Here is a 22,689-nt window from a genome sequence, read left to right on the forward strand (position 1 = left end):
AGTTGGATGGTAAACGGGAAAGGGCTTATCCACGAGTCCTTAAAATGAGCAAAAACAAGTTTCCGGTTAGACCAAAGAAAAATGCCGTTCACTCTTAAGTGAACGGCATTAGCGCACATGCGCCCTTTTTTGTGGTAGTTTTGTAGACTTAATACTCTAGCCGCCGATTAATACGACACAGTTAAGTTACTGACTTAACCCGTTAACGATTAACTGGCAGTTTCTTAAAACAGAACGGCTAACGAATAACAACGAGACCTCGACCTGCACGCATTAAGGAGACATGATGTTACCAGCACCGCGTTTTACCGCTTTTAATCCTCCTCGCCGTATTTTGATGGGCCCAGGCCCGTCGGATGTTTATCCCGAAGTGCTTGCGGCGCAGTCCAGACCGACAATCGGCCACTTAGATCCGCTGTTTGTCGGCATGATGGATGAGCTTAAGAGCCTTATCCAATACGCCTTCCAAACTAAAAACGAAATGACTATGGCGGTATCTGCGCCGGGCAGTGCGGGTATGGAAACCTGTTTCGTTAACTTAGTCGAGCCGGGTGAGAAAGTTATTGTCTGTCGTAACGGTGTGTTTGGTGAGCGTATGCGCCAAAACGTCGAGCGCGTGGGCGCCATTGCAGTGCTGGTGGACAATGAGTGGGGCGCACCTGTCGACCCTGCTGCGGTGGAAGCGGCGCTGAAAGCCAATCCCGATGCCAAATTTTTAGCCTTTGTGCACGCAGAAACCTCTACTGGCGCGCTGTCCGATGCCAAAACCTTGTGCGCATTAGCCAAACAATACGGTTGCTTATCAATCGTCGATGCCGTGACTTCCCTTGGTGGCGTCGAGTTAAGAGTCGATGAATGGGGCATAGATGCTATTTATTCTGGCAGTCAAAAGTGCCTCTCCTGTGTACCGGGTTTATCACCTGTGTCTTTCTCGAGCGCAGCGGTAGAAAAACTCAAGAATCGTAAAACTCCTGTGCAAAGTTGGTTCCTCGATCAAAGTCTAGTGATGGCCTATTGGACCAGCGCGGGCGGCAAACGCAGTTATCATCACACTGCGCCAGTGAATGCCCTGTATGCACTGCATGAATCCCTGCGTATGTTGGCGGCTGAAGGCTTAGAGAATGCGTGGCAACGCCATCACGAAATGCATTTAGTGCTGCGTGCTGGGCTGGAAAAGTTAGGGCTTAATTTTGTGGTTGCCGAAGATTATCGCCTACCGCAGCTGAATACGGTTTATATCCCAGCAGGTGTCGATGATGCCCCAGTGCGGACTCGTTTACTGAAGGATTACAACCTCGAAATCGGCGCAGGCCTTGGCGCCCTTGCGGGTAAAGCATGGCGTATCGGTCTAATGGGCTTTGGTGCCCGCCGTGAGAATGTCTCTTTATGCCTCAAGGCATTAGAAGAAGTGTTGAACTAATATGCCAAGATTACGCCTTGCCCTTTGCGGCCTAATGATCGCTTTACTCAGTGCCTGCTCGGTGAACAATACCAGCAATGCGTCCTGCGATTTTGTACGCGGAACTAACAATAACCAAAGCATGCGAGAGGCGAGTGGCCACGATACGGGCAGCGCCGATGAACGACAAAAAGATGTCGGTATCGGCTTCTTGAATGTTATCTTCGGCGGCATCAGCCGAGCTCTTTCTTCCGATAAGTCATCGGATGGGAAATGCGTGTAACGCTGTGAGTGTTAGTTGTCTTTGAAATATTGAAAATCCCCGTAATGCGGGGATTTTTTTATTTTGTTAATAAAGTCACTTTTGGCAGCAGGTGATATTGATTAAGCACTGTCATTCCAGTGACACGCCATGAACTCATCCCTGAGGGCTCGACGGCGGCATCCATACCGCCAACGGTCACTTCCATGACAGTGCTTAATCCAGTTAAACCCTTGGTATGCCTGATAGTCGGTTATTTACAATTATGCATTCCGAGAATTTAACAATGGCCGTTGAACTGCTGTCTAAAGTGCACAGGCTTGGGTGCTTACTACATGCTCCAATATTGTCTCTAAACTTCTTATCCGTTCGAGTGTCTTGCCTAAATCTATGACACCTGCACCGTCAAAAATACGGTAATCCCCTGGCCACTGGCAGATGGTCATGTATTCACCATGTCCAAATCGAGGTGGCTTTACTAAAGGTAACTTTAACGCAGCCGCAATGTCAGTAGCCAAACGATAAAAGTGAGCCCTATGTTCACTGCGGTTATTTGTTTCAGAAACTGAGATTTTAATACACAGCCTTTCATGCTCCAGTTGTAAGTATATTTCGGTATCTGATAAGCCAGTCGCTTTGAACGCCCAAAAATATCCCATGAAACCACCAGATGGATTAGCAACATACTTCCAAGCGGTATAGCTGTTATCTCCAATGTCCATTGCTTGCTGTAACCACTGGTAGAATCCTATCCAAGTTCTTTGTGAGTTTTTCCATTCATCAACATGTAAGACCTTGTAGTTGTTAATATTTGTCTGAATTGAGGATAAATATCCATAATAATCTTTTACTATGGCATTTTCTGTAGCATGTGTGGTCAACAACTTAAGCACATCTTGACGTAAATAAGGCTCAAACCCACTTTTCCTGACATCTCTAAAGCTGCTTTGCTCCTCGCTTTTATAATAAATACCTAATACTTGAGCATGTGGATACTGAGATATCATTTGCTCTTTATAGCGTTGCAGCTGGTTCCCATGCTCTGTTGTAACAGTCTTGTCTTCGATAATAAGAACTAAGTCATCGTTCACGAGGCATAGGACATCAAGATGCTGGTATTGACGCTTAACCAGTACCTTGGATATCAGAGGTAGATCCCCTTTCGCCTTAATAATTAAATCTTTGAGTAAGGCAGAGCCAAGCCGATGTAACTCTGGGTCTGTATTGGCATGACTTGGGTCTGCCCAGCTTAGCAACCAACACAGAAAAGCATCTTGAGATAATTCGCTGGTAGCGAATGAGAATAAATTAGGTTGGTTCATTTCATATTCCTTATGATTATGCGTATAAAAATTTATGGAGATGTTAAAAATCTCGTAAGGTTGAGTTCGGTGCATAGGAGCTTTTATGGCAAGTGCGCAATCGCTGCAGGCTTCTCAAAGCTCTCAAACCATAATAAACCAACTGCTGCAGTTTCTTTTCCAAACACGTGCCGTGAACCACATAATATGCTAATATTATCATGTACTTGAATTGAATGGATTACATCATTTATTGATGTAAAAGATGTAACGTGTTCGATCGCCATAATGCAGAACAGGCCTATTACTTGGTTTTGGTTTGAGCTTAATAGAGTATTGAGTTCCTCTTTTATTGACTTAGCATCCAGCATTACTCTCTTATAACTAATGCGTCCTTGCGAAAGTTTAAACATGGTATGTATATCAGGCAGATCGATACTGATAAGGGTGCTGCGAGATCTTACTTCAACCAGATCGCGGATAAGGCTGATATATAACGTAGGTTGTGACTGGACTAGGCCATCGAAACACTCTGTTAGTTGTTGGCGATAAGTTGGGGGGCAATCAGGAGAACAAATCGCAATAGTTAGCGGCACATTTCTAATCTGTTCAGCCAATAACGGCAGACTCTCAAGATGAGGTTCGACACAGATTATAATTTCTAACGCATGTGTAATATTAATTTGCTCTTTAGCTGAAGAGATAGTTGCTCCCAGCACTGACTTCAAGATGATTTGACTGTGGTTAACCACGAGACAAAAAGGTACGTTTTGCCCTGTGGTTTCCTTGGATTGTGAATGGTGCATAATTGGCTCCTTGAGAACGCTTCAGAAGTGAAGCTATTAAGAAGGGTTTAGGCGCCATATCACCCCATTTCGAACACGCCACACTAAAATAAGTTGTTCAAGTGACTCTCGCAGGCATCATAGGTATATCTTTTGTCTACGGTATTGAGTCAAATTGCGGTTTAGAAGATATATCTGCTGATATGATTTTTTCGGTCTGGGTATTCGACGTTGGATAGCTCTAGCGAGCAGGATGCAAGGTAGTTAACGAGATTAAGCACTGGCATGTAAGTGACCGTTGGTGGCATGGTCGCTCATTCACATCCATGTGATCGCGACATTCGTACTTCCGTATGCAGCAGATGCCGTCATCGAGCCCTCAGGGATGACTTATTTTAAACCAAAGTTGGCGCGTCACTGGAATGGCAGTGCTTAATCGAAACTCATTTAATATATATAGAACAACCAGCCTCCGCTTTTTCATAGTTGACATATAATGTCATCCCGCTATGATGCCGATACCACAGGTTATACAAACAAAGATCTTATAAATGAAAAAGTTATTAATTATGTTTGCGATGATTTTTGCGGTTAGCTTGGTTGCTAGTCCAGTCGCAGAAGCGAAAAAGTTCGGCGGTAGTAAATCTATTGGCAAGAGTCACCAAACGGCTCCGGCTCAACCAGCGGCGACCAACACACCGACTACGGCACCAGCGGGAGCGCCGGGCAAGAAAGGTATGATGGGCGGCATGTTAGGCGGTTTATTAGCGGGTGGCTTATTGGCTGCGTTGTTTATGGGCGGTGGTTTTGAAAATATTCAAATCATGGATATTTTGATAATCGGTTTGCTGGCATTCGTACTATTCAAAATCGTCCGTACTGTGATGGTCTCAAAAGCGGGGGCGCAGCAAAGACCAGCCTACGCGGGTGCTGGCCAACCCAATCCGAATATGCAGCGTCAACAGGCTGAACAAACAGGTTTTGCCACCAATGCAAACAGCGGCAGCAATGGTTTTGGTCAAGCGTCAAGCGCAGTTCCTTTTGATTTGCCAGCCGGTTTTGATTTACCCGGCTTTTTGGAAGGTGCTCGTAGTCACTACAAAACCTTGCAATTGGCGTGGAATGAAAACGACTTAAGCAAAATCCAAGAGTATGTTTCTATTGATCTTTACAATGAACTCAGCAACCAACGCCGCGAGTTAGTTGGCGATCAGCACACTGAAGTGATGTTTTTGGATGCCGAACTTGTCCGCGCCACACACAATGCAAATCTTGCGGAAGTGAGTGTTAAATTTAGCGGCCGCTATCGCGATACCGTTGAAGGTGTAGAAGAGGAAATTAAGGAAATCTGGCATTTAGAGCGTAACGTAACGCAAGTCAATTCACCTTGGTTGATTGTCGGTATCGAACAGTAATCTGCCCGTCTTCAAAAGCAGCCTTAATCTCTTAAGGCTGCTATTTATATCCCCTTGAGTTCCTATCCAGCCTTCCCTCAGTAGTTCAACGTTATTGATAGATAGAAAGAAGCCACCGCTTAGGTCAGATTACTGCGACTGATATAGCAGTCACTTTTATAGCAATTACTAATCAGGGTTCATTTTTCAATCAAGCCAGTTTTAACTTTGTTAACCCAACCTCTTAAGTGTGATCAAGATCTCATTTTTGATGCTAATAAGCTGCAAAACCTTCAATAAGTTCTTACAGTTCCTGTCATCGAAACGATTGCGCAAACGGTTCGCTTGTGTTTTATCACTGCGATTTTCTACAAAATCCCTAGGTGAATTGCCAAGAATGCCGTTGAGTGCGACTTAAGCTGTGGGAATTAAAATGAAAAAAACAACCCTACTCAACCCTGCTTTATCAGCTCTAGTGGCTCATTGCGGTCACTTTGACGAAATAACGATCTGTGATGCTGGCTTGCCGATCCCTGCCAATGTTGAACGTATCGATATGGCGTTATCACCCGGTGTGCCCGATTTACTCGCCTGTATTGATGCCATCTTGAGTGAACTGCAGTTGCAATCAGTGATCTTAGCGCAAGAAATCATTGAGATTAATCCGCAAGTACATCAACAAATTTTGGATCGGATTGCGCAAGAGCAGCAGCTCAGTGGCCGCCAGATTGATATCACTTATATCAGCCATGACGCCTTTAAACGACAAAGTCATAACAGTCGCGCCATAGTGCGCAGTGGTGAGTGTAGCCCTTACGCCAATGTGATTTTCAGTTGTGGTGTGCCCTTTTAACGGCGTCTCCTTTTAACGGAATAGGATAAGGGTCTGATAGATATGCAATCAGCCATTCTCAAATTAGACAAGATAGTCAAAACTTTCCCTGGGGTTAAGGCGTTAGATGGTGCCAGCTTGCAGGTTTATCCCGGTAAGGTGATGGCCTTAATGGGTGAAAACGGTGCCGGTAAATCGACGTTAATGAAAGTGCTAACTGGCATTTATCAAAGCGATAGCGGCAGTATTGAATACCAAGGGCAAGCAGTTAAATTTAGTGGTCCACGTCAATCACAATTGGCGGGAATTAGCATTATTCACCAAGAGCTTAACTTGATCCCTGAGTTATCAATTGCTGAGAACATCTTTTTAGGTCGTGAGCCTTGCCATCGTTTTGGGGCGATTAATTGGCAAGCCATGTATCAGCAGGCCGATAAGTTGCTTGCGCGTTTAGATGTGAAACACAGTAGCCGTACTTTACTGGGGCAGTTGAGTTTAGGGGAGCAACAACTGGTTGAAATTGCGAAAGCAATTTCCTTTGAGTCCAAAGTCATCATTATGGATGAACCGACGGATGCACTCACTGATGTGGAAACCTTGAGCCTGTTTCGGGTGATTAACGAGCTTAAACAGCAAGGTTGCGGCATCGTTTATATTTCCCATCGTCTTAAAGAAATCTTCACTATTTGTGATGATGTGACCGTGCTCAGAGACGGCCAATTTATTGCCGAACGCAGCATAGATGATTTAAGTGAAGATACCATGATTGAGCTGATGGTTGGCCGCCAGCTTGATGAGCAATATCCCTATCAAGATCATCGCCAAGACAGCGTGTGTCTTGAGCTGAAAGAGCTGTGCGCCGCTGATTCATCTGCGGTGAGCTTTAAGCTTAAGCAAGGGGAGTTACTCGGTATTGCAGGGCTTATGGGGGCGGGTCGAACTGAGCTGATGAAGCTGATATTTGGGGCGATTCCAATTCGATCTGGCAACATTTTATTGAATGGTCAGCCGCTGAATATTAAGTCAAGCCAAGACGCCCTTGCTAATGGCATTGCCTATATTTCTGAAGACAGGAAAGGCGATGGCTTGTTGCTGGAACTCACGGTGAAAGAAAATATGTCACTGTGCAGTTTAGGGGAATTGTCGCAGTTTGGACAAATTCAGCATAAGCGTGAACAAGCCAAAGTAGCGGAGTTTATTAATGCTTTTAATATAAAAACGCCGACACAAGATCAAGCGATTGGTTTGTTATCTGGTGGTAATCAACAAAAAGTCGCTATCGCTAAGGGGTTAATGACTCAACCTAAGGTATTGATCTTAGATGAGCCAACCCGTGGGGTAGATGTTGGCGCGCGTAAAGAAATTTACCAACTGATTAATCAATTCAAAGCTCAAGGTCTGGCCGTGATCATGGTGTCATCCGATATGCCCGAACTACTGGGTTTAAGCGATCGCATTTTAGTGATGCATCAAGGCCAAATCAGCGCTGAATTTGAGCGCCATCAAGGTGGACAAGAACAAATACTGGCCGCTGCCGTCGGTAAATACCAAACAGAGGGAACCCTATGAAGCCTGTAAGCACTAACCCTGCGGCTGTGCCATCGCCACAAAGCGTGCGTGTTAAAGCTTGGATGATTGAGCAAAAGTCACTTTTGGCTTTGCTATTTTTAATTGCGCTCGTGTCTATGCTTAACCCACATTTTTTCAGCCTTGATAACCTGCTGAATATATTTAGACAAACCTCAGTCAATGCGATTATTGCCGTAGGTATGACGTTAGTTATCTTAACCGCGGGTATCGATTTAAGTGTGGGCTCTGTATTGGCCCTGTGCGGCGCACTGGCTGCCACCTTAATTGGTATGGAAATTCCGGTCGTTGTTGCTGTGCCGACGGCACTGGTTGCAGGTGCGGGTTTAGGTGCAATCAGCGGCATCATTATCGCTAAAGGCAAAGTGCAGGCGTTTATTGCAACCTTAGTGACCATGACATTGCTGCGTGGCGTAACCATGGTATATACCGATGGCCGCCCAGTTTCGACTGGCTTTACCGACGTTGCCGATCAATTTGCTTGGTTTGGTACGGGCAATGCTCTCGGTATTCCTGTGCCTGTCTGGCTGATGGTGATTGTGTTTGCTGCCGTGTGGTATCTGCTTAATCACACTCGCTTTGGACGCTACATTTATGCAGTGGGTGGCAATGAGTCAGCAGCCAAACTGTCGGGTATCAATGTTGATTGCGTCAAGATCGGGGTCTATGCACTCTGCGGCACTTTGGCGGCATTAGCGGCCATTATCGTAACTTCGCGTTTATCATCGGCGCAGCCGACCGCGGGTACGGGTTATGAACTCGATGCGATTGCTGCAGTGGTGCTGGGGGGCACTAGTTTAGCGGGGGGGAAAGGCCGGATTATGGGCACCTTAGTTGGCGCTTTGATTATTGGCTTCTTGAATAACGCGTTGAACTTGCTCGATGTATCTTCGTATTACCAAATGATAGTCAAAGCCAGTGTGATCTTGTTGGCTGTGATGGTTGATAACAAACATAAATAATAAGGTTAACTATATGAAATTTTTAAATATTGCCATTAAGGCTAGCGTGTTGTCTCTCTCTTTAACGTTGGCTAACAGTGCTTTTGCACAGGACACGTTAGCTATGGTGGTATCAACCCTTAATAATCCTTTCTTCGTGACGATGAAAGAAGGTGCCGAAGCTAAAGCACAAGAACTGGGCTATCGCTTGATCGTACTCGATTCGCAAAATGATCCCAGCAAGGAATTAGCCAACGTGGAAGATTTGGTTGTGCGTGGCGTCAAGGTGATATTGATTAACCCAACCGATTCCGATGCGGTAGCGAATGCCATTCGTCTTGCGAACAACAGTAATATTCCGGTCATGACCTTAGACCGTGGCGCAAATCACGGCAAAGTGGCCAGCCATATTGCCTCTGACAATGTGGCCGGTGGCAAACTGGCCGCTGAGTTTATTGCTCAACGCTTAGGTGCCGATGCCAAGGTCATCCAATTAGAAGGTATTGCAGGAACGTCGGCGGCGCGTGAGCGTGGCGAAGGTTTCAGCAAGGGGGCGGCTGAGCATAAGCTGACAATTTTAGCGAGCCAACCTGCAGATTTTGACCGTACTAAAGGTTTGAACGTACTTGAAAACCTATTGATTTCTAACAGCAATGCCAATGCAGTATTTGCCCAGAATGATGAAATGGCACTTGGTGCCGTACGTGCTGCGCAAGCTGCGGGTAAATCATTACTGATTGTTGGTTTCGATGGCACCAAAGAAGGTATTGCCATGGTTAAGCGTAAACGCCTCGCGGCGACGATAGCCCAACAACCAGAATTGATTGGTGCCTTAGGGATTGAATCTGCCGACAAGCTGTTAAAAGGCCAAGCTGTTGAGGCATTTATTCCAGTGCCATTAAAAGTTATCAGCGAATAATTAAGGGAAACGTAATGAGTCAACTTGTTGTATTAGGCAGTGTTAATGCCGACCACGTGGTACAAGTGCCTAGTTTTCCTCGTCCGGGTGAAACCTTGACTGCATCGGGATATCAAGTGATTGCTGGTGGTAAAGGGGCGAATCAAGCCGTTGCCGCAGCACGCTTGGGTGCCGATGTCGCGTTTATCGCCTGTGTGGGTGATGATGATTTTGGTCTGCGGGTATACAAAGAATATCAAGCCTTAGGGATGGATATTTCAGGATTGATGATTGTCAGCGACATGACCACAGGTGTCGCGATGATCCAAGTTGCTGATAGCGGTGAAAACAGCATTTGTATCGCCCCCGGTGCTAATGCGGCGTTAACGCCTGCGCTTTTGGCTCCGCATCAGCATTTAATTAGTCAGGCAGATATCCTGCTGATGCAACTAGAAACGCCGTTAGAGACCATCTTAAGTGCAGCGACTATGGCTAAGGATGCGGATACGTTAGTGGTGTTGAATCCTGCACCGGCTATGGAGTTAGCCGATGAACTGCTGGCGAAGGTGGATATCATTACCCCTAATGAAACCGAAGCTGAATTGCTGACGGGTATTAAGGTTGATAGCATTGACAGTGCTGCGCTTGCCGCAGCACATCTGCATGCTAAAGGCATAGCCATAGTGATGATCACCTTAGGCAGTAAAGGCGTGTATGTCAGCGAGCATGGTCAAGGCCAGCAAATCGTAGGTTTCAGTGTTACAGTGAAGGACACGACAGCCGCAGGTGATACCTTCAATGCGGGCGTGTTAACTGGATTGTTGCAGAGCAAAACCTTAAATGAGGCTATTGTCTTTGCCCATGGCGCCGCGGCGATTAGCGTTAGCCGCTTTGGTGCGCAAACTTCTATCCCGTTACTCGCAGAAGTGGATGCCTTTTTAGCGGAACAAGTTCGATAATATAATCTTGGTAATACTCATCACTTTGTCACTTATACAGTTGCAGAGTGATACTTAAGCCTTTCATAGTTAAATGATATTTAGGAACCTCAAGCACGCCCATGGCTACCATTAAAGACATCGCTAGGCTCGCACAAGTATCAACATCCACTGTCAGTCATGTGCTTAATAACACTCGTTTTGTGAGCGACACAGTAAAGGAACGCGTATTGTCGGCGGTGAAAGAGCTTAACTATGCGCCATCGGCATTAGCTCGTAGTCTTAAAACTAAGAATACTCGCACTTTTGGCATGCTGGTCACGACTTCTACTAATCCCTTTTTTGCCGAAGTGGTTAAAGGGGTTGAAGCACACTGTTATCTGAATGGCTATAGCTTGATTTTGTGTAATACAGAGGGTGATGCCGAGCGTATTCGTTTTAGTTTGTCCACCTTACTGCAAAAGCAAGTAGATGGTTTATTGTTGATGTGCAGTGAGGCTGAGGCTCCCGCCTTTGCCCAACTTAGCAGTCAGCCAAACTTGCCTACAGTGGTAATGGATTGGGGGCCGACAGATTTTCAATGCGATAAAATTCAAGATAACTCCCGCCAAGGTGGTTATTTAGCGACCCGTTATTTAATTGAACAAGGGCATAAAGAGATCGGCTGTGTCAGTGGCCCATTAGATAAACTCCCTTCTCAACAACGATTAGCTGGCTTTATCGATGCCATGACAGAGGCGAATTTACCGCTACCCCCTCACTGGCAAATAAGCGGTAACTTTGAATGTGATGGTGGCGAAGCTGCATTTGGGTGTTTGATGCAAGCCCCCACACTCCCAACGGCGATGTTTGTAAGTAACGATATGATGGCTATGGGATTTATTCATGCGGCCTATAATGCGGGAGTAAGTATTCCTGCGCAGCTGTCGGTGATTGGCTACGATGATATTGAATTAGCGCGCTATTTAACGCCAGCATTAACAACTATTCACCAGCCGAAACAACAGCTTGGGCGCACAGCCGTCGAAGTATTACTTGAACGCCTTAATAATCCAGGTGCTAGCAAGACTATTCAATTAGAGCCAAGCTTAGTGATCCGTAACACGGTCAAATCACTGCTCTAATTTTTAGTGGGTGAGCCGATGAGTTCGGTGCTTAGGTCAATCGGTAGCTTAGTTTCAGAGAAAAATCCCCGCACTTAGCGGGGATTTTTGCTTTTTAAAGGGTTATATAAATTGCCTGATGGCGATCGCGATAATCAGTACTGGGCACACATACTTCACGTACCTTGGCCAAATGCGCCAGAAGAGTCCTGCGATATCGACGCCATCTTGCCCACGAATCGCCTTGAGTAATTGTGTTTGGCGCCAAATCCAACCTAAGTAAATCGCGATACCGAGGGCGACCAGCGGCTGGGCGATTTGGGTGGTCAGCATTATAGTGAAACTAAATAGCGTCTCAAAAAATACCGCCAGTAATAAGGATAATGAGGTCAGTAATAGGCCGATGATCAAGGTGGCGCTTTGACGGCTGAGTCCGAACTTTTGCATCACATAGCTAGTTGGTACTTCGGCGATGGATATGGCCGAGGTTAAACCCGCGATGATCAGCAGAACAAAGAAAATCACGCTGATGATAAGGTTAGCCGTATCTCCTAAGGTGGAAAATAACGCGGGTAAGACAGTAAACACCAATGCATCCGAATCAAGTAACTTGCCCTCAGCGTTAAAAATCTCCACGCCATTGTGCTGGGCGACATACATGGCTGGGATGATTAAAAAGGCGGCGAGAAAGGCGATACCGCTGTCGGTAAAGGCAACCCAGACGGTTAGCTTGGCGATATTCTCTTTTTGGCTCAAATAGCTGCCATAAACCATCATGGCACCTGTGCCTATGGTGAGGGAGAAGAAGGTTTGTCCGAGCGCGCTGATCAAGGTATCTGGCGCCAGTGCCTTGGCAAAGTTAGGCGTTAATAGTGCGGTAATGCCTTCGCTCGCACCATTAAGGGTGAAGATATACGCCACGCCCGCGATCAGCATGATCAACAATAACGGCATCAAGCGTTTCGACCATTTTTCTATGCCTTCTTGTACGCCTTGCAGCAATACCAGAAACACGAGTGTGCTGAAGATCAGCGTGAACACCAGATTGCGCGACAGCGAGAAATCCACTAACCAAGCTGCGGTGTCGTTCGAGCCCAAAGCTGTTGCAATCGGGGCGATGGCGTAGCTGACAAACCAGCCAGAAAGAATGCTGTAGAAGGTATAGATTAATCCCGCTGTGACGATGGAAATCAAACCTATCGCCTTGCCTAAACTGCGAGTTAGGGTGTTGAAGCCGAGTTTGCCCATGGCATCGGCGGGGTTGGTCTGTCCGTGGCGACCTATCATGAGTTCGGCCATTAACATGGGAATGCCTAGGATGAAAATCAGTACCAGGTAAACCAGCAAAAAGGCTCCGCCGCCATGGGTGGCCGCTTGGGTGGGAAATCCCCAAATGTTGCCTACACCAACGGCGCTACCGGCTGCCGCCATGATAAAACCTAAGCGTGAGCTGAAGTGGTTAGTCGAACTTGTATTGGCCGATTGCATTATGCCTCCCGTAAAAAGAAGGCGTATCTTAGGCGGATAAATTAGGATTTCAACGCAATTTTAGTGCGTTAAAATGATGTTAATCGGCAATTTATATTCTCATTTCGCTGATATTTTGGTGTTGTGTTTCGCCAGTAGGCTTTATGCGAGACTATATTGCGAGTGACGACAACTCGCGACCTCACTTTAGCGAATAATTGCGATGATAAAAATGCAATGAATTGTGATCTTATGGTCAAAAAATACCGTATGGCAGAAGCTTAGTGGGTATTTTGATGCTATGACTTTACTTGAGTCACGATAGTGACTGGATAAGTCTGAGTCATGTCGCAGCACTTTGTGTTTGAACGCCGTATCTTTTACATAGCCTATGGTTGAATGGTGATATGGCTTAAGGGAATGGCCGTGTGGTCCTTGACCTTTTTCAACACAAAGCTGGAATGCACACCTGCGATATGCACATTCGTCGTGAGTTTATCTAACAGGAAAGTGCGAAAGTGCGCCATATCTTGCACTAATACCTTAAGTTGGTAGTCGGCTTCTGAACCTGTGATCAGCGCGCATTCTTGGACTTCTTCGTAGGCCAGTACATTGGCTTCAAATTGATTGAGGATTGCAGGCGTGTGTTTTTCCATCCGCACATGGATATACGCAGTCAAATGCAGGTTGAACTTATCCGCCGACAGACGCGTAGCATAATCGGCAATATAGCCCGCTTCTTCTAGGGCTTTAACACGGCGCGAGCAAGGGGACGGCGACAGGCCGACTTTATTGGCCAGTTCGAGGTTGGATAATCTGCCGTGGGTTTGCAGTAAACGCAAAATGGTTAAATCGAGTTGGTCGAGTTTGTATGGGTGAGTTTCTGTCATCGAAAGCTTAGGGTTAGCTGGGTCAGCCCCTAGTTTGCCAGCCTTAGCCAAGTTTGCCAAAAATCTTGAGTCAATCGGGATTTAAAAGTTGGGAGAGTGATCACCCTTACTGACTGTGGGTGAGGGGCGCGCTGTCTGGATCTCCCACCATTTACCGCTATAGTTATAATACTAATAAGAGTGAGACACTGTATGCGCTTGAGTTTGCTGTTAATCTGCCTATTAATCTTACCGACGTATGCATTTCCTGCCTCGATAACCATTGGTAGTGTGTTAAATCGCCCACCCTATATTATCGAAGATGCCGAATCGGGACTTGAGATTGATATTATTAAGGCCGCCTTTAAGGAAATGGGCCAGTCAGTTAACTTTAAATTTTACTCTCGTAAGCGCCAAGTCTTATATTTCAACAAAGACAGATTAGATGCCGTGATGACCATGAATCCCGCAAATGGTGTAGATGGCTATTGGTCTAATGATTATGTCGACTATACCAATGTGGCGATTAGCTTGGCTGCGCAACACCTTGAAATAAAAAGTATTGCCGATCTAAAAAACTACAGTATTGCGGCCTTTGAGAATGCCCGACTATTGCTCGGCGCTGAATTTAATGCCGTAGCGCAACAGACGATTTATCGCGAAGTCGATACTCAATTAAGCCAGAATCGTATGTTGTACTTAGGCCGGATTAATACTGTGATTGCCGACCGTTATATTTTCACTCAATTGAATCGGTTTGTTGAGCCCAATATCGACACCCAGCAAGCATTGAGCTATCACTTTATTTTCCCGCCGACATCCTATCGTATGGTGTTCCACAACTCAGTGGCGCGGGATACTTTTAATCAAGGGCTGGCAAAAATTAAGGCCAATGGGATTTATCAGGCCTTAGTGGTCAAATACTTAGGTAGTGCTTAGCAAGGCCTAAGTATTTGAGCGCAAGGCTGAATCGAGATGATCAACTACAGAGGTTAGCGTTCTGGCTCGTTCACGAGCGTTTGCGTGAGTGGGCGTATTTTACTGACTAAGAACACGCTCAAGCTGCTGATGAAGGCGGCTAAAAAGGTCGAAAACAACACATCTTGTGGCCAGTGCATGCCTAACAGCATGCGGCTCAATCCCATCAAAAATCCCCAACCCAATAATACCAATGCAACGCTAGGTAGGCCTGCGAGCAGCAGATAGTAACTGGCGGTGAGCACCAGTGTCACAGCAAAAATGGTATGCCCAGAAGGGAATGAATAACCAATTTCATCTTCCCAATGCTGGTGAATGCGCGAGTCGAGCCTCATCTCAGGCTCCGTCACTTTTAAGCCATCGAGCGCAGTGGATATTGTCTTGGAGCGCTCCTGTTTATCCAATTGATAAAAGGCATCGAGTGAAAGCTGCTCGTCCGTAGGCAGCGCTTGCTTAGCCAAAAAAACCAGATTAGGTCTGGGCTCTTTAAAATAGGATTTGAGCGTATGGCTCACACTTAAGCTGATGACTTGGCTGAGACTAATGGCTAAAAACAAACTCATAAAGAGGGCTTTAGGCATAAGACGATAGGCGATAGCGAGCACAAACAACACAGTGGCCACGCCATAGGGCGCTGTGCCCGTCATGGTAATCCAATATAAGGTTCGGGCTAAGTGAGAGTGCAGATCGATCAGTGGAAACAACTGATTTTGGGTCAGTAACAGTAAGCTTGGCATGCTTGCCAGCAATAACCAGGCTAAACCTAAACGGCGGAAAAGATAGGCGCTATGGGTCAAAATACAAGCCTCTTGATAAACGCCATAGGCTACAACGCGGCAATGGCTTTGCCAATCAAAAAAATCCCGACAGCAAAAAGTGGCGCTGTCGGGGGTCTTCAAGGGTGGATCGGTTGGGCGTTGTTACGCCGTGTTCTTGGGTTGATGCCTTGTGACAAACATCAAAATCAGTAGGACGACTAACAGTAATCCTGTGCCCATTAGCAGGGCGTAATCTTCCAGTTGCAGTATCGAGTACAGCACGGCATATAAACTCACCAGCATAATGCCCACTATCCCGCCGCGCTTGAGGCTTGCGGTGGCACTGCCCACGTAGGCGGATACCGACAACACGGGAATACAGGCGGCAATTAAATAGGCATGCAAGAAGGCTAAATGCTCAGACAGCGACAGCAGTAGCAAATAGAACAAAGCCATGGCGCTGCCGACTAACACATATTGAATCGTGCTGAGGCTGGTTTTTTGCCCAAGCTCAAAAATGAACAACATGATAAAAGTCAGTACGATAAACAGCAGGCCGTATTTCACTGAGCGTTCAATCTTGCCATAGTGAGTCACGGGTTCGAATAAAATCGCATTGGCCGATACTTCGGTCAGACTCGATTGATTACTCTTAATGAACTCCTGCGGATAGTTACGGGTTAAGTGACTGATATTCCAGCTTGCCGTAAAGCCCTGCGCGTTAATATCCCGCTCTGCAGGTAACAATCCCTTAAAGCTAGGGTGTGGCCAGTCGGCGTGAATGTTAATTAAGGTTTGCTCACCCAGTGGCAGGGCGCTGATGGACTGAGAACCGCGCAGTGTCATCGCAAAGTCCACGCTAAAGTCACTGGCTTCGGCGACTTGTACGCCTTGGTTAAAGCCCTTTTCTAGACCACCTGTGCTGCCTAATCCGGTACCCGACATCAGCGAGCCTGAAAGCGTGACCGCATCACCCGTTAATTCAAGTTTATCTACTTTATCAATGGCTTGATTTGATGAAACACCAAAGGCGAGGCGCGCATTTTTATTATCAAAGGCAATGAGGTTAGGGATTTCATAATGACTTAAACTGAAATCTGCCTTGCCTTGCAAAGTAGCGTTGTAGACTAAGGATTGATAAATGCCACGGGTACGGAAGTCATGCTTAAGATCTAAATCGAGCTTGAGTTTTTTTGGCAGTATGACTAATTCATCTTGATAGGTACGCTTCACTTGATGGCGATTTTTGCCATCGGCGCTGACTTCTTCCTGCATCACAAAATAGCTATAGGGAATCACAAGCACAGGCCCAGAGAGGGTTTGCTGCTCGCCCCATGAACGGCCAATTTCATCGACAACACTGTGGTACAAGGCTTCGCGATCTGAGGTCATATCCATGATGATCCCTAATGGGATCATAGCTAAGATCGACAGTATGCCTATGGTTAATGCTTTCAATAGGGTGGTGTTTTTGGCGAGTGGTGTCCCTTTGCTGTGTGAGGACTGTGCCTGTGGCGATTCCATGTCTATTCCTTGATCTCGATTGAATTTTTTTAGTAGTGCGCGTACGACTAAGTAGGCTGCACCACCAAATAATGCCAAAGTGAATAGGGCGATGACGCCCACGATAATGTTGAACATGTGATTTCATTCCCTATGAAATACAGTACGAGCCTTAAGTTTTTATGTCATGTTTCGCCAAGAAGGCTAAGCATTAACGGCAAGTATTAAAACAGATTTCCCCACAAGAGTTGCGGGCAAGTTGCTGATCAATAGTGGCAAAATTATGGCAGTGGCTGTTAATTAAAATATTAAGCGATACATGAGTTACTCAAAAGCATTGCGCTTTAGCCAAACTTGGGGTGTTTTGCCTCGTAGTCATCTTCTTTTCGAATATGCTTAAGCAGTGCTTCGAAGCTTTGCTTAAAGACGTCAAGTTCGGCGAAATAGACTACGGCATGGTGGGAAAACCAGTGCTGTTTTTCCCGCTCACGGTTACTGTAATCGGGCCAAATACGCAGCTCATACTCATCACCTATGACGACAATGACATAGGCGATGGCGCCATTGCTAAAGATGATGCATTGGGGCAGGTACACCAGCTCTTCGCCTTTGAATAACTCATACTCTATCGCTTCGGTGCGCCAGCTCACTATCGGTAGCGGCGCTTTGATAGAGCAACCAATCGACTGATGTTGATTGAACAGTACGGCGTTAATGTCATCCATTGAAAAGGGCTGGTGATCGCCATTTTTAGCAGCAAGTGAATACAAGATATTCATCAAAAATGGCAGCTTAGTAACATTGCCCGTTTTGCGGCCGCAGAGTTGTGCTTGGCGATAGTAGATATTCATCATCAATCCTTAATGAGGCGTCAGTACGTGGTCGGCGCGACCTTGAGTCGTGAAACTAACAGGCCTGTAAAGCGATAGCCGTTAAGTTATAAATGGCTTATGTTATCCGAAGAGCGCGCTGCATGAGCTGGTTTGCGGTGTATTTTAGGGGCTCATTCGAAAGATACAAACTACATCAGCATTTTTTAGAATCTTAGTTTGTCTGTTGGGCTTAGTGTTTGCAGGTTTTACCTTAGGAAACGTGATGTCTAATCCCTTTTCACCCCGCGAATGGCTGCAATTAACGATGCAGCAGCAAGGATTATTACAGCCACAGACTTCGGTGGCTGAGACTGTCTCGCGCCTAAGTTATGTGCAAATCGACTCAATTAACGTGGTTGAGCGGGCGCATCACCATGTGCTGCATAGCCGTATGCCCGGATACCAGCCGAAGATGCTCGATTCGGCTTTAGCTAAGGGGGAGATCTTCGAGTATTGGTCCCATGCGGCGGCCTATTTACCGATCGCCGATTACCGTTTTAGTTTGCAACGTAAACTGCAGCTGCAAAATGGCGGTAAGCATTGGTTTGAGCCCGACGATAAAGTAATGCAAGAAGTGCGGGCACGAATCCTTGCAGAAGGGCCACTCAAGGCCAGTGATTTTGAACACAGTGAAGGTAAAAACGGTGCCTGGTGGGATTGGAAACCCGCGAAAAAAGCCCTAGAGCAGCTCTTTATGCGTGGTGAGTTGATGGTAGTGCGGCGGGAAAAATTCCAGAAGGTTTACGATCTCACTGCGCGGGTGTTACCACAAGGTATTAATACTGAAGCACCAACAGAGGCTGAGTTTATCCGTTATCTGATTGATCGTTATCTCTATGCCCATGCCTTTGGCACAGCGGCGCAAATTGCCTATCTACGTAAAGGATTAAAATCAGCGGTTGCCCAAGAGCTGGCAGAGATGCACTCACAGGGGTTATTAGCCAGTTTTAAGGTTGCAGGCCAAAGTTACTTCTATCACTGTGCATTACAGCTCAATGCGCCATTATCTAATAAAGTCTGGCTGCTAAATCCCTTCGATAATTTATTAATCCAACGGCAACGACTAAAGCAATGGTTTGATTTTGATTATCAAATTGAAGTCTATGTGCCCGCCGAAAAGCGTCGGTATGGTTATTATTCTTTAGCGATTCTGTGGCGCGACACTTTTGTTGGCCGTGTGGATGTGAAAGCCGATCGCCAAACGGGCATATTGCTATTACAGCAATTGACCTTAGAAGCGGGCGTGGTGGTGAATGGCTTAGATGAGGATTTCTGTGCTGCATTTGACATCGCCATCAAGGAATACGCCCGCTTCAACAACTGCGATCGCTGGAAGTTAGTTAAAGCAAATCATAAAGGCCTGAAGCAAAAATATGCACGGCAACAAAAGTGCTAGTCATCAGTCGTTTTAATTGGAATGTCCATAAAGCGAAAGCAACCATAGAGTAAAATAAGATACAGCAGTGGCAGCGCTGCAATGATTAAGGATGAAGTCGCAGTGCTATTGCTAGCAAGGCGATAGCAGGGAATATACACAGCGGGATAAACTAGGCTTCCCCATAGAAAACACTGATTCATCAATCGAGTGATAAAAGCGGGTTTAATGCTTGATTGACTGGCCAGTCCCATCAAACTGGCGATGAGCACTCCGGGATAAGTGAGTAATGGCAGGCCACCGAGCAGGAGGAATGCCCAGCGTATTAGGCTCTCAAAAGTCGTCAATTCCACTGCGGTTTCCATCACGCGTATCGTCTTCCCTCTGTTGACGCTTTGCCTCAATCAATCACTCAGGTTTGCGGGTCTATTTTACGGGTCTATATTGAGCTGCGATCCCGTTGCATCTTGAGCCAGAATCCCTGTTGGCAAAGGTTACTGAAGGATTTCTGCTGCGGTGAAATAACGATTCCGCTCGATGCTATCACCCGATAGTTTATCCAATAGTCTTCGCAAACACTGTCTGATGTCGCCTCAATTGCGAGTTGATCGTGCTCGCTTTGCTGGCAGATCACCACGCCATTATCGAAGTGATACAGCGTTTCTACTTCATGAATAGTGAGGTCGTCATCTTGATAGCTATGGCTTTTACTCGAATGGCTCAATATCGACACTAAGCTTGGGTATCCGTGAATCGTAAGAATATAGCTGGCGAGTTGCTGCATTGTTTCCCCAAGAGACGCACTGCTCGAAGCGTTAAAAACAAAAAAGCACAGTTACGCTTTCGCTCACCGTGCTTTATTCAATATGCGTAACGTAAGTTAGCCCGCAGCGTTGAGCTTTTTTTCTAACTCATTGACTTGAGCTTGCAGCGCTTCTAACTTTTCGCGGGTTTTCAGTAGCACATGTTGCTGCACATCAAATTCTTCACGGGAAACCATATCCAACTTGAGTAATTGATTTTGCAGAACTTGTTTGCTGCGCTCTTCAAATTCACCGGCAAATTGCTTCAGACCGCTGGGCAAACTTTCGCTCAGCTGTTTCGCCATTTCTTCAATTTTCTTTGGATTGATCATTATCTTGTCCGCCTCTTCAATGAATAGCTCGATTGTAACTCAGTGCGTTAGGTTTCAAAAGTAAAGCTAACGCGCGATGGCTTTAGTGAGTCGTTGTTGAGGCTTATATCACGGCTAAGCATGTCTATTGGGTTGAGTTCTGCTCAGCCCAAGCGGGGATTTGTTAGCCTTAAAACCGCCGATTCTGCTATGATCCCATCCCTTTCTGTCGACTTGTTTGGATATTGCGCAAAGATGAAACTCAATCCCGCCCAAAACGATGCTGTTCATTATGTTTCAGGCCCTTGCCTAGTATTGGCGGGTGCGGGCAGTGGTAAGACGCGCGTAATTATCAATAAAATCGGTTACTTGGTCGAAAAATGCGGCTATAAGGCACGCAATATTGCGGCGGTGACCTTCACCAACAAGGCTGCCCGTGAGATGAAAGAGCGGGTCGCTCAGTCCATGGGACGCAAAGAGGCCAGAGGCCTGTGGATTTCAACCTTCCACACCTTAGGGCTTGAAATCATTAAACGTGAACATAAGGTCTTAGGCTTAAAGCCGGGATTTTCGCTGTTTGATGATCAAGATACCTTGGCACTGCTCAAAGAGTTAACCCAAGACGAATTAGACGAAGATAAAGATTTACTCAAAGCGCTCGCCAGTACGATTTCAAACTGGAAGGGCGGTTTAGTTATTCCCGAGCATGCGCGCAAAATCGCTAAAGATGAGCAGCAGCATTTATTTGCCATGTTGTATCAGCGTTATGCCCAGCACATGAAAGCCTATAACGCCTTAGATTTTGACGATTTAATCCTGATGCCAACCTTATTGTTGCGGCATCATGAAGAAGTGCGTACCCGCTGGCAAACCAAGATCCAATACTTGCTGGTGGATGAATATCAAGATACCAATACCAGCCAATATGAAATGGTAAAGCTGTTAGTGGGTGATCGGGCGCGCTTTACCGTAGTGGGTGACGACGATCAGTCGATCTATTCATGGCGCGGTGCTAAACCACAAAACTTAGTGTTATTGGGTACGGATTTTCCGCAGCTTAAGTTAATTAAGCTCGAGCAGAATTACCGTTCTAGTCAACGGATCCTGCGGGCTGCCAATATTCTTATCGCGAACAATCCCCATGTTTACGATAAAGCGCTCTTTAGTGAGCTTGCCTATGGTGAGCCGCTGCGGGTGCTATTTGCCGCCAACGAGGAGCAAGAGGCTGAACGTGTGGTCGCGGAAATAGTGCGACACAAGTTTGTTGGCCGTACTCAGTTTGGCGACTATGCGATTCTGTATCGCGGCAACCATCAATCGCGGTTACTCGAGCGCGCGCTGATGACGAACCGCATTCCTTACAAATTGAGTGGTGGCACGTCATTCTTCGCCCGTGCTGAAATCAAGGACATCATGGGCTATCTAAAGCTGGTGGTGAATCCCGATGATGATAATGCTTTCCTGCGCATCGTTAACTTGCCTAAACGTGGCATAGGCCCATCGACTTTAGAGCGCTTAGGTAATTTCGCTAATGAGAAGCATATTTCTATGTTTGCGGCGATTTTTGAGCCTGAACTCAATCATCATTTACCGCCGGCGGCCATGTCATCCCTGTATCAATTCGGTCGTTTCATTGTCGAGACCGGGGATCATGCAGAGCGTGGTGAACCTGTCGAAGCTGTGAAGCATTTGATCCGTAAGATCAATTATGAAGATTATCTATACGAAACCAGCACGAGTGCCAAAGCCGCTGAAATGCGGATGAAGAATATCTCCGAGCTATACCGTTGGGTAACTGAGATGCTTGCAGGTGATGAATTAGATGAGCCAATGACCTTACCTGAGGTCGTGACTCGACTGACGCTCAGAGACATGATGGAGCGCAATAGCGAGGACGAAGGCGGCGATCAAGTGCAGTTGATGACCTTGCATGCTTCTAAGGGCTTAGAGTTCCCGTTTGTGTTTATGGTGGGAGTGGAGGAGCGGATCTTGCCCCATCAGACCAGCATAGATGAAGATAATGTAGATGAAGAGCGTCGCTTAGCCTACGTGGGCATCACTCGGGCTCAACGTGAACTGTGGTTTACCCTCTGCCGTGAAAGGCGTCAATTTGGTGAAACCATGCGTTGTGAGCCGAGCCGTTTCTTGCTTGAGTTACCTCAAGATGATGTGGTGTGGGAGAATCGTAAACCACAGCAAACGGAGCAGGAGCGGATGCAGACTGGGCGAGCCAACATTTCTAGCTTAAGGGATATGTTTAAAAAATAACGAGCGTTTCGCTTACTGTTATTTAAAGTCAATCGCTCGGGTTTT

General features: G+C 46.3%; 23 protein-coding genes. 12 read left to right on the forward strand and 11 right to left on the reverse strand.

The features are described from left to right. The first annotated feature begins 286 nt into the window (after positions 1-286). Together KV201_RS20590 and KV201_RS20595 are read left to right on the forward strand one after the other, a co-directional pair. Entirely contained in the window at positions 287-1,420 is a 1,134-nt protein-coding gene (locus tag KV201_RS20590; protein WP_226060421.1) for an alanine--glyoxylate aminotransferase family protein, read from the forward strand. 1 nt (position 1,421) lies between these two features. Next, positions 1,422-1,682, forward strand: a complete 261-nt coding sequence (locus tag KV201_RS20595; RefSeq protein WP_226060390.1) for a hypothetical protein — start codon at positions 1,422-1,424, stop codon at positions 1,680-1,682. 58 nt (positions 1,683-1,740) lie between these two features. Here KV201_RS20595 and KV201_RS22570 read toward each other — a convergent pair whose 3' ends face one another. The 3 genes from KV201_RS22570 to KV201_RS20605 all read right to left on the reverse strand — a co-directional run bounded on the left by KV201_RS22570 (position 1,741) and on the right by KV201_RS20605 (position 3,768). Then, positions 1,741-1,869: a hypothetical protein gene (locus KV201_RS22570; RefSeq protein WP_012090428.1), complete on the reverse strand. Its 129-nt coding sequence runs from the start codon at positions 1,867-1,869 to the stop codon at positions 1,741-1,743. Positions 1,870-1,966: 97 nt separating this feature from the next. Continuing rightward, positions 1,967-2,983, reverse strand: a complete 1,017-nt coding sequence (locus KV201_RS20600; RefSeq protein ID WP_226060391.1) for a PD-(D/E)XK nuclease family protein — start codon at positions 2,981-2,983, stop codon at positions 1,967-1,969. Positions 2,984-3,066: 83 nt separating this feature from the next. Next, entirely contained in the window at positions 3,067-3,768 is a 702-nt protein-coding gene (locus KV201_RS20605; RefSeq protein ID WP_226060394.1) for a hypothetical protein, read from the reverse strand. 530 nt (positions 3,769-4,298) lie between these two features. Here KV201_RS20605 and KV201_RS20610 point away from each other — a divergent pair. The 7 genes from KV201_RS20610 (at position 4,299) to KV201_RS20640 (ending at position 11,461) form a co-directional block, all read left to right on the forward strand. After that, a complete protein-coding gene (locus KV201_RS20610) occupies positions 4,299-5,162 on the forward strand; it encodes a Tim44 domain-containing protein (protein WP_226060396.1) in 864 nt (287 codons plus the stop codon). 412 nt (positions 5,163-5,574) lie between these two features. Then, positions 5,575-5,994, forward strand: a complete 420-nt coding sequence (rbsD, locus tag KV201_RS20615; protein ID WP_226060397.1) for a D-ribose pyranase — start codon at positions 5,575-5,577, stop codon at positions 5,992-5,994. Between the two features lie 42 nt (positions 5,995-6,036). Then, a complete protein-coding gene (gene rbsA, locus KV201_RS20620) occupies positions 6,037-7,542 on the forward strand; it encodes a ribose ABC transporter ATP-binding protein RbsA (RefSeq protein ID WP_226060399.1) in 1,506 nt (501 codons plus the stop codon). Continuing rightward, positions 7,539-8,522, forward strand: a complete 984-nt coding sequence (gene rbsC / locus KV201_RS20625; protein ID WP_226060400.1) for a ribose ABC transporter permease — start codon at positions 7,539-7,541, stop codon at positions 8,520-8,522. Before rbsA ends, rbsC begins: the two co-directional genes overlap by 4 nt. 13 nt (positions 8,523-8,535) lie before the next feature. Next, positions 8,536-9,420 (forward strand): ribose ABC transporter substrate-binding protein RbsB, encoded by an 885-nt coding sequence (gene rbsB, locus KV201_RS20630; RefSeq protein ID WP_006084427.1) that lies wholly within the window; start codon positions 8,536-8,538, stop codon positions 9,418-9,420. Positions 9,421-9,434: 14 nt separating this feature from the next. Beyond that, a complete protein-coding gene (gene rbsK, locus KV201_RS20635; RefSeq protein ID WP_226060402.1) occupies positions 9,435-10,358 on the forward strand; it encodes a ribokinase in 924 nt (307 codons plus the stop codon). Positions 10,359-10,459: 101 nt separating this feature from the next. After that, a complete protein-coding gene (locus tag KV201_RS20640) occupies positions 10,460-11,461 on the forward strand; it encodes a substrate-binding domain-containing protein (RefSeq protein ID WP_226060404.1) in 1,002 nt (333 codons plus the stop codon). 102 nt (positions 11,462-11,563) lie between these two features. Here KV201_RS20640 and KV201_RS20645 read toward each other — a convergent pair whose 3' ends face one another. Further along, complete coding sequence (locus KV201_RS20645; protein ID WP_226060406.1) at positions 11,564-12,928, reverse strand: sodium-dependent transporter; 1,365 nt, start codon at positions 12,926-12,928, stop codon at positions 11,564-11,566. 368 nt (positions 12,929-13,296) lie between these two features. Further along, complete coding sequence (locus KV201_RS20650) at positions 13,297-13,797, reverse strand: Lrp/AsnC family transcriptional regulator (RefSeq protein WP_006083449.1); 501 nt, start codon at positions 13,795-13,797, stop codon at positions 13,297-13,299. A 192-nt stretch (positions 13,798-13,989) separates the two neighbouring features. Between KV201_RS20650 and KV201_RS20655 the strand changes: the two genes are divergently transcribed. Beyond that, on the forward strand, positions 13,990-14,715 hold the full coding sequence (locus tag KV201_RS20655) for an ABC transporter substrate-binding protein (protein ID WP_226060408.1): 726 nt from the start codon (positions 13,990-13,992) through the stop codon (positions 14,713-14,715). Positions 14,716-14,768: 53 nt separating this feature from the next. Here the strand turns inward: KV201_RS20655 and KV201_RS20660 are convergent, their stop codons facing one another. The 3 genes from KV201_RS20660 to KV201_RS20670 all read right to left on the reverse strand — a co-directional run bounded on the left by KV201_RS20660 (position 14,769) and on the right by KV201_RS20670 (position 17,866). Continuing rightward, the gene (locus tag KV201_RS20660; RefSeq protein WP_226060422.1) at positions 14,769-15,551 is read right to left on the reverse strand and encodes a phosphatase PAP2 family protein; all 783 of its coding nucleotides are present in this window, start codon (positions 15,549-15,551) and stop codon (positions 14,769-14,771) included. Between the two features lie 123 nt (positions 15,552-15,674). Beyond that, a complete protein-coding gene (gene creD / locus KV201_RS20665; RefSeq protein WP_226060409.1) occupies positions 15,675-17,153 on the reverse strand; it encodes a cell envelope integrity protein CreD in 1,479 nt (492 codons plus the stop codon). A gap of 206 nt (positions 17,154-17,359) precedes the next feature. Beyond that, positions 17,360-17,866 carry a hypothetical protein gene (locus KV201_RS20670; protein ID WP_226060410.1) on the reverse strand — a complete coding sequence of 169 codons (507 nt, stop codon included), beginning with the start codon at positions 17,864-17,866 and terminating at the stop codon, positions 17,360-17,362. Between the two features lie 244 nt (positions 17,867-18,110). On the opposite strand from KV201_RS20670, the gene KV201_RS20675 reads away from it, so the two are divergent. After that, the gene (locus KV201_RS20675) at positions 18,111-19,283 is read left to right on the forward strand and encodes a winged helix-turn-helix domain-containing protein (protein WP_226060412.1); all 1,173 of its coding nucleotides are present in this window, start codon (positions 18,111-18,113) and stop codon (positions 19,281-19,283) included. Here the strand turns inward: KV201_RS20675 and KV201_RS20680 are convergent. The 3 genes from KV201_RS20680 to KV201_RS20690 all read right to left on the reverse strand — a co-directional run bounded on the left by KV201_RS20680 (position 19,280) and on the right by KV201_RS20690 (position 20,397). Continuing rightward, the gene (locus KV201_RS20680; protein WP_226060424.1) at positions 19,280-19,627 is read right to left on the reverse strand and encodes a hypothetical protein; all 348 of its coding nucleotides are present in this window, start codon (positions 19,625-19,627) and stop codon (positions 19,280-19,282) included. The two genes, KV201_RS20675 and KV201_RS20680, sit on opposite strands and share 4 nt — an antisense overlap. A gap of 74 nt (positions 19,628-19,701) precedes the next feature. Beyond that, positions 19,702-20,046: a hypothetical protein gene (locus tag KV201_RS20685; protein WP_226060414.1), complete on the reverse strand. Its 345-nt coding sequence runs from the start codon at positions 20,044-20,046 to the stop codon at positions 19,702-19,704. A gap of 96 nt (positions 20,047-20,142) precedes the next feature. After that, positions 20,143-20,397 carry an accessory factor UbiK family protein gene (locus tag KV201_RS20690; RefSeq protein WP_006083441.1) on the reverse strand — a complete coding sequence of 85 codons (255 nt, stop codon included), beginning with the start codon at positions 20,395-20,397 and terminating at the stop codon, positions 20,143-20,145. A gap of 234 nt (positions 20,398-20,631) precedes the next feature. Between KV201_RS20690 and rep the strand changes: the two genes are divergently transcribed. Then, on the forward strand, positions 20,632-22,644 hold the full coding sequence (gene rep, locus KV201_RS20695) for a DNA helicase Rep (protein ID WP_226060425.1): 2,013 nt from the start codon (positions 20,632-20,634) through the stop codon (positions 22,642-22,644). Positions 22,645-22,689 lie beyond the last annotated feature (45 nt).

This window comes from Shewanella sp. SR1 (genome assembly GCF_020447145.1).
In the GTDB taxonomy this organism is placed as follows: Bacteria; Pseudomonadota; Gammaproteobacteria; order Enterobacterales; family Shewanellaceae; genus Shewanella; species Shewanella baltica.

Bases quoted from the DNA above. Each gene is read 5' to 3' on its own strand.
- KV201_RS20690 (WP_006083441.1), bottom strand. From the start codon at position 20,397: ATGATCAATCCAAAGAAAATTGAAGAAATGGCGAAACAGCTGAGCGAA.
- KV201_RS20640 (WP_226060404.1), top strand. From the start codon at position 10,460: ATGGCTACCATTAAAGACATCGCTAGGCTCGCACAAGTATCAACATCC.
- KV201_RS20650 (WP_006083449.1), bottom strand. From the start codon at position 13,797: ATGACAGAAACTCACCCATACAAACTCGACCAACTCGATTTAACCATT.
- rbsK (WP_226060402.1), top strand. From the start codon at position 9,435: ATGAGTCAACTTGTTGTATTAGGCAGTGTTAATGCCGACCACGTGGTA.
- rbsD (WP_226060397.1), top strand. From the start codon at position 5,575: ATGAAAAAAACAACCCTACTCAACCCTGCTTTATCAGCTCTAGTGGCT.
- rep (WP_226060425.1), top strand. From the start codon at position 20,632: ATGAAACTCAATCCCGCCCAAAACGATGCTGTTCATTATGTTTCAGGC.
- KV201_RS20600 (WP_226060391.1), bottom strand. From the start codon at position 2,983: ATGAACCAACCTAATTTATTCTCATTCGCTACCAGCGAATTATCTCAA.
- rbsB (WP_006084427.1), top strand. From the start codon at position 8,536: ATGAAATTTTTAAATATTGCCATTAAGGCTAGCGTGTTGTCTCTCTCT.
- KV201_RS20680 (WP_226060424.1), bottom strand. From the start codon at position 19,627: ATGGAAACCGCAGTGGAATTGACGACTTTTGAGAGCCTAATACGCTGG.
- KV201_RS22570 (WP_012090428.1), bottom strand. From the start codon at position 1,869: ATGGAAGTGACCGTTGGCGGTATGGATGCCGCCGTCGAGCCCTCAGGG.
- KV201_RS20655 (WP_226060408.1), top strand. From the start codon at position 13,990: ATGCGCTTGAGTTTGCTGTTAATCTGCCTATTAATCTTACCGACGTAT.
- KV201_RS20675 (WP_226060412.1), top strand. From the start codon at position 18,111: ATGTCTAATCCCTTTTCACCCCGCGAATGGCTGCAATTAACGATGCAG.
- rbsA (WP_226060399.1), top strand. From the start codon at position 6,037: ATGCAATCAGCCATTCTCAAATTAGACAAGATAGTCAAAACTTTCCCT.
- KV201_RS20670 (WP_226060410.1), bottom strand. From the start codon at position 17,866: ATGAATATCTACTATCGCCAAGCACAACTCTGCGGCCGCAAAACGGGC.
- KV201_RS20685 (WP_226060414.1), bottom strand. From the start codon at position 20,046: ATGCAGCAACTCGCCAGCTATATTCTTACGATTCACGGATACCCAAGC.
- KV201_RS20590 (WP_226060421.1), top strand. From the start codon at position 287: ATGTTACCAGCACCGCGTTTTACCGCTTTTAATCCTCCTCGCCGTATT.
- KV201_RS20610 (WP_226060396.1), top strand. From the start codon at position 4,299: ATGAAAAAGTTATTAATTATGTTTGCGATGATTTTTGCGGTTAGCTTG.
- KV201_RS20605 (WP_226060394.1), bottom strand. From the start codon at position 3,768: ATGCACCATTCACAATCCAAGGAAACCACAGGGCAAAACGTACCTTTT.
- rbsC (WP_226060400.1), top strand. From the start codon at position 7,539: ATGAAGCCTGTAAGCACTAACCCTGCGGCTGTGCCATCGCCACAAAGC.
- KV201_RS20645 (WP_226060406.1), bottom strand. From the start codon at position 12,928: ATGCAATCGGCCAATACAAGTTCGACTAACCACTTCAGCTCACGCTTA.
- KV201_RS20595 (WP_226060390.1), top strand. From the start codon at position 1,422: ATGCCAAGATTACGCCTTGCCCTTTGCGGCCTAATGATCGCTTTACTC.
- creD (WP_226060409.1), bottom strand. From the start codon at position 17,153: ATGTTCAACATTATCGTGGGCGTCATCGCCCTATTCACTTTGGCATTA.